At 42.2% G+C, this 6,206-nt stretch carries 5 protein-coding genes; 2 read left to right on the top strand and 3 right to left on the bottom strand.

Features of this window, described 5'->3' with window-relative positions; all coding sequences use genetic code 11:
- The 3 genes from ACLL8Z_RS12045 to ACLL8Z_RS12035 form a co-directional block, all read right to left on the bottom strand.
- The coding region (locus ACLL8Z_RS12045) for an MIP/aquaporin family protein (RefSeq protein ID WP_411275039.1) at nucleotides 1-615 on the bottom strand (615 nt) is incomplete at its 3' end.
- Nucleotides 616-638: 23 nt separating this feature from the next.
- Nucleotides 639-2,126, bottom strand: a complete 1,488-nt coding sequence (glpK, locus tag ACLL8Z_RS12040; protein WP_411275038.1) for a glycerol kinase GlpK — start codon at nucleotides 2,124-2,126, stop codon at nucleotides 639-641.
- A 5-nt stretch (nucleotides 2,127-2,131) separates the two neighbouring features.
- Nucleotides 2,132-3,733, bottom strand: a complete 1,602-nt coding sequence (locus ACLL8Z_RS12035) for a glycerol-3-phosphate dehydrogenase/oxidase (protein WP_411275037.1) — start codon at nucleotides 3,731-3,733, stop codon at nucleotides 2,132-2,134.
- 155 nt (nucleotides 3,734-3,888) lie between these two features.
- On the opposite strand from ACLL8Z_RS12035, the gene ACLL8Z_RS12030 reads away from it, so the two are divergent.
- Complete coding sequence (locus tag ACLL8Z_RS12030) at nucleotides 3,889-4,653, top strand: DeoR/GlpR family DNA-binding transcription regulator (protein ID WP_411275036.1); 765 nt, start codon at nucleotides 3,889-3,891, stop codon at nucleotides 4,651-4,653.
- A 42-nt stretch (nucleotides 4,654-4,695) separates the two neighbouring features.
- A complete protein-coding gene (locus ACLL8Z_RS12025; RefSeq protein WP_411275035.1) occupies nucleotides 4,696-5,955 on the top strand; it encodes an NAD(P)-binding domain-containing protein in 1,260 nt (419 codons plus the stop codon).
- The last annotated feature ends 251 nt before the right edge of the window (nucleotides 5,956-6,206 follow it).

The following is a 6,206-nucleotide window of genomic DNA, read 5'->3' as shown; positions in this document are numbered from 1 at the left end:
ACTGTGCATGATCCTCGGACCCAAATCGCGCACAGGATTAATGGCGTAGCCAGTTGTTCCGCCTAAGGACAAGCCAATTGCCCAGACCAGAAACATCACGGGTATTGCACCGATAGAGCCCAAGCCAAGAGGGGCTTTTGTGTCGACTATTTCGGCGCTGGTTATGTGGAAGATCACGAATAGAAGTACAAAGGATCCGATTATTTCACTGAATAGATTTGTAACATTATTTTTAATAGCAGGTCCAGTACTAAAAGCGGCAAGTTTAAGCCCTTTATCTTCGGTTGCTTTGAAATGGTCTATATATTTTAACCAAACAAGCAATGATCCCGTCATCGCACCAAGCAGTTGTGCCAGAAAATAGCTGGGTACCATAGCCCAGTCAAATTTGCCGACTATTGCGAGACCGATGGTTACAGCCGGATTCAAATGTGCTCCGCTATATGGTCCGGCTACTACCACACCAATAAATACGGCGAGAGCCCAGGCGGTAGTAATAACAATCAATCCTCCACCATTTCCTTTAGTTTTTTCTAAAACTACATTGGCAACTACTCCATTGCCTAGCAAGATCAATAATGCGGTTCCTAAATATTCAGCTACAAATGGGGTCATCTTTTTAATTTTAGAGGTTAAATCTACAAACTTACATTCGCTTTTGCGGCTTTAATAGCACGGTTCCAGCCATCGATCAATTCATCATAATTATCAAGTTCTGTCGGCTCAAAATTCCGGTCGACCTGCCATTGTTCTGAAATTTCGTCGATGTTGCTCCAGAATCCGGTTGCTAAGCCGGCCAGATATGCAGAACCAAGCGCTGTAACTTCTGTTACTTTTGGCCTTATTACCCTGCTTTTCAGAATATCTGCCTGGAATTGCATTAAGAGGTTATTTGCTGTTGCACCCCCATCAACTCGCAGCTCACTTATTGGCGTACCCGCATCCGCCTCCATTGATTTCAATACATCCATGGTTTGATAGGCTATGCTTTCGAGTGCTGCTCTGGCAAAATGGGCTGAGTTTGTCCCCCTGGTTATCCCCGTAATGGTTCCACGCGCATGCTGGTCCCAGTGAGGCGCCCCTAAACCTGCGAAAGCAGGAACAATATAGACACCGCCCGTATCGTTCACCCTGGCAGCAAGTTCTTCAACATCTCCTGAGGTTTTTATAATGCCAAGTTCGTCTCTAAGCCACTGTACCACTGCGCCCCCAATAAAAATACTCCCTTCAAGGGCGTAACTAACTTTTCCATCTATTTGCCATGCTATAGTGGTCAGAAGGTTATTTGCTGATAGTTTAGGCTTCGGACCAATATTCATGAGCATAAAACAGCCTGTACCGTAAGTATTCTTAACCATTCCCACTTCGGTACACATCTGCCCGAATAGTGCAGCCTGCTGATCGCCTGCGATACCTGCAATAGGAATTTTTGCCGCCAGGATATTGCCGGCAGTCACACAATAAACCTCACTTGACGATTTAACTTCGGGGAGCATTGAATTTGGAATCCCGAAAAGATCTAGTAGCTCCTGATCCCATTTCAGGGTATTGATATCATAGATCATGGTGCGCGACGCGTTTGTCACATCCGTAACATGGGTTGTACCACCTGATAATTTCCAAATAAGCCAGCTATCAATTGTTCCTAAAAGCAGTTTACCTTCGTCCGCCCTTTTTCTCGTACCGTCAATGTTTTCGAGGATCCATCTCACCTTTGTTGCAGAGAAATAAGAATCGATGATCAGGCCGGTTTTTTTACGAATAACCTCACCGTGGGATTTACGAATAGAATCACAATAATCCGAGGTGCGGCGATCCTGCCAAACAATAGCGTTGTAAACGGGTATTCCAGTTTCCTTATCCCAAACGACGGTTGTTTCCCGTTGATTCGTAATACCTATTGCATGAACATCTTTTGCACCCATTCCGGCTTTTACAATCACTTCTGCTGCTACCGACAACTGGCTTGACCAGATTTCCATCGGATTATGTTCAACCCATCCCGGCTGCGGATAAATCTGCTCAAATTCTTTTTGAGCAATTGCCATGATATTGCCTTTCCTGTCAAAAACTATTGCTCTTGAACTTGTCGTACCCTGATCCAGTGCTAAAATATAATCTGCCATGTCGTCTATTTAGTTATTAAAATCACTTCCGTTTCTATAAATGGCTCTAACAGGTATTGTGACGCAATTAATTTAAATTCAATTACCTGTTGTCCAATCCAACCTGAAGTTCTGTTAGCCTCAAAAGCCATTAACCTTGCTATTTCATGGCTCATTTCAATGGCCGCTCTGGCATCTATAAATAAAATTCTTAAACGCCGGGCCAGTACATCCTCCACGGTATAAGCCATTTCATTACGCACTGCCCAAATTACCTCGGCCTTTATATTTGGAAAATCAGGATGAAGTTTAGCACCCCATTCGTCATTTTCATTAACCAATTGTTCGATAAAGTCCCTGTCTGTGCCATAAATCTTAAGGTGGCTATCAGAATTGCTCACTTCCGATGAATGTATCTTTAAATCTTTTGTAAAACAATTGCGATTTTCAAAGTTGGCGGTGCGAATAACCTGATTCACAGTTTCCTCAGACATTTTTCTATAGGTTGTCCATTTACCGCCGGTAATAGTGATCAGGCCGGAATCAGAAACAATTAGCTTATGGTCCCGGGAAATCTCTCTGGTGCTATTCATATCGTTTTTTCCCGGCGCCGCCAGAGGGCGGAGTCCGGCAAACACGCTCAAGACATCTTTCCGTTTTACTTGCTTTTTAAAATATCGAGATGCTGTGCTTAGGATAAAATCAATTTCTTCCTCCAAAGCCCGGGGTTCAAGGCTTTGTGTTTCTATAGGCGTGTCGGTTGTCCCGACAAGCAGCCGTGAATGCCACGGGACGGCAAACAGTACCCGCTTATCTGAGGTTTCAGGTATCATGAGAGCTGATTCGCTGTTCAGGAATGAATTATCCAGCACTACATGAACACCCTGGCTGGGCCGCACAAGCTTTTCAGCATTGGGAATATTCATCTGAAGAATTTCATCAACAAATACTCCGGTGGCGTTAACTACAGCTTTGGAATAAATTTTATGTCGTATTCCGGTAATTGTATCCTGAGCATCTACGCCAGAAATTTTTCCTTTTGCATCTTTCAAAAGTCCGGTCACTTGAACATAGTTGAGCACCGTTCCGCCCTGTTCGATACAGGTTTGGGCAATGTTTACCGCGAGTCTGGCATCATCAAACTTTCCATCGAAATAACTAATACCGCCAAGCAGACCTTTAGGATCCAATCCCGGGATCTTCGCACAGACTTCCCCGCGGGATAAAAATCGGGATCTGCCAAAACTATATTTTCCAGAAAGCCAATCATATATCTTCAGGCCCGCAAAATATTTAGCGACAGAAACCCAGCTGAAACAAGGAATGATAAACTCTTCTTTTGACACAAGGTGTGGCGCGTTAACCAGAAGACGGCCTCTCTCTTTCAATGCCTGATAAACCAGCGAAATATCTCCCTGAGCAAGATACCTTACTCCTCCATGAACGAGCTTTGTGCTCCTGCTGGATGTTCCCTTGGCAAAGTCCGACTGTTCAAGTAAAAGTGTTTTAAATCCACGGGAAGCTGCATCCAGAGCGGTACCTAAGCCAGTCGCGCCCCCTCCTATAACAACAAGGTCCCACTCTTCTTCCAAATCTAAAATACCACGATCCTGTTTATAATAATGCATAAAAATAATAAATCGAAATGATACGCAATTCTAATAAACATTTCGAAACCTTTATGCTATTCTTTGAAAAAAATCTCAGGAAGATAGTGGAACTCTGACCGCTGAAAATTTAATTAATTTTCCTTATTTTGCCATAACCCCAGACATTTTATGAGATGAGTAGTTTAGCCGAAAGACACCAATATATTATCAAGAAACTGCAAAAGGAGCAATACATAAATGTGATAGATCTATGTGCTGAGTTGAAAGTTTCGTCCGTAACGATTCGAAAGGATTTAAAACTTTTAGAAGATAAAAATCTGCTCTATAAGATTCATGGTGGAGCTACCCTGAGTAACCCGTATACTGTGGATCGCTCAGTGAACGAAAAAGAAAAGCTTCAATCAAATGAAAAGTCCAGCATCGGGCAGGTTGCAGCGGATCTGGTAATGGAAAATGATTCGATAATTATTGCATCCGGTACATCTGTACTTGCATTTGCACGCTGTCTTCCAGTAAATATCAATTTAACGGTAATAACATCGGCATTGAATGTAGCTATGGAATTGTCGCGACATCCAAATACTGAAGTAATACAGCTTGGAGGAATAATGAGGAAGAGCTCTACGTCTGTAATGGGTCCGTATTCTGAAGATATTTTAAAAGATTTCTTCTGCAACAAGCTATTTCTTGGAGTGGATGGTATCGATCTTGAATTCGGCCTGACAACAACCAATATGATGGAAGCTCACCTGAATAGACAGATGATAAGTGTCTCACAAAAAACAATTGTGCTGACTGATTCAACTAAATTTGGTAAAAGGGGCTTTGGTAAAATTTGTAATATAGATGAGATTGACCACATCATAACTGATAAGGGAATCTCAGAGCACACCGTAAAACAGCTCGAAAGTATGGGCGTAAAAGTTACGATTGTCTAAGTCAAACATCAATACCTCACAAATCATACATCTCCATACATAATGAACATTGGAATTATCGGCCTTGGAGACATGGGCAGCATTTACGCTAAATCATTTGCTAAGGCCGGCTACCGCGTTTACGGTTGTGATCTTCCGCAACGAACTGAAATGCTCAAAGTCGAGCTAGCTCCTTTCGGGATTGAAGTTCTACACGATGGAAGAGAGGTATCACGAATTTCGGACGTGATTTTTTATTCTGTAGAAGCAGAACGCATTGCTGAAGTTGTTCACATGTATGGATCATATACAAAACATGGCGCAATAGTTGCCGGTCAAACTTCAGTCAAACATCCTGAAGTCGAGGCATTTGAAAAGTATTTACCAAAAGATGTACATATTATTACATGTCATTCTTTACATGGGCCAGGCTTTGATCCCAAAGGCCAGAAGTTAATTGTAATTCCCCACCGAACCAATAAGGAAGCATACCAGCGTATGACAGATCTTTTATCTGAGCTGGGTTCTGTTATTCATGAGATCGCGGATTTCCATGAACATGATAAAATTGTAGCCGATACTCAGGCAGTAACCCACATGGGATTTGAAAGTATGGGCACAGCCTGGAAGGAAGCGGGGTTTTTCCCCTGGGAGAATGCATCCTACCTTGGAGGGATCGACAATGTGAAAATTCTCATAACGTTGCGAATTTTTAGTTATAAGGCCCACATTTATGGTGGTCTGGCAATTCTAAATCCCTACGCGCGCCATCAAATAAAACGGTATGCCGAGTCTGAATCAGAGCTTTTTAAGCTGATGATTAAAGAAGAAGAAGCCGCATTCAGGAAACGTTTATACCAGGCGAGAGACTTTATTTTCGGAAAAGATCATAAGCCTTTGATGCTTGATGAGAAAGTAATGCAGGAGTTTTCCCTTTCTGCTGGATCAGAAAGCCGTAAGCCAAACTCTCACTTAAGCCTTCTGAGCATGGTAGATGCCTGGCATCACCTGAAGGTAAATCCATACGATAATCTGATTTGTCAAACACCGCCATTTCGGCTAAGACTTGGCATCGCAGAATATCTGTTTAAAAATGATGAACTGCTAGAGGAATCTATTTGTGCAGCTTTGTTTGACAAAACCATACGCGGAGACGACCTCGAATTTCACTCAGCGGTTAGAGAATGGTCTTCTATTATCGTTTATGGGGATATGGAAGGATATAAGCAACATTTTGATCTGGTAAAATCCTTTTTCTCAGAAAGACTGGACCAGGGTAGAAAACAAAGTGCGGAGTTAATCCGGAAATTACAGATGGAATAAAAAGCTGAAACAGTTTAGCCGATTTATCGTATTTATAAGTAATGGACTTGCCGAAATTCATTATTTGAAATAGAAGACGGTTGAGTGTAAATGTTTTCTTACTTTTATTTTTTTGATTTCAAGTTGATTACCAATTTACGCACCCTTTTTAAAGTCCTCCTCTTTGCAACTTTTTTGTGTTTCCTTAACCTGAATGTTGGTTTTGCCCAAACCGCGTCAAATAAAGGTACCGACTTTTGGCTGGCCTATGG

Source organism: Daejeonella sp. (assembly GCF_046590655.1).
Taxonomy (GTDB): domain Bacteria; phylum Bacteroidota; class Bacteroidia; order Sphingobacteriales; family Sphingobacteriaceae; genus Daejeonella.
The sequence above is the reverse complement of the archived record's forward strand: the minus strand, read 5'-3'. Positions and strand labels throughout refer to the sequence as shown.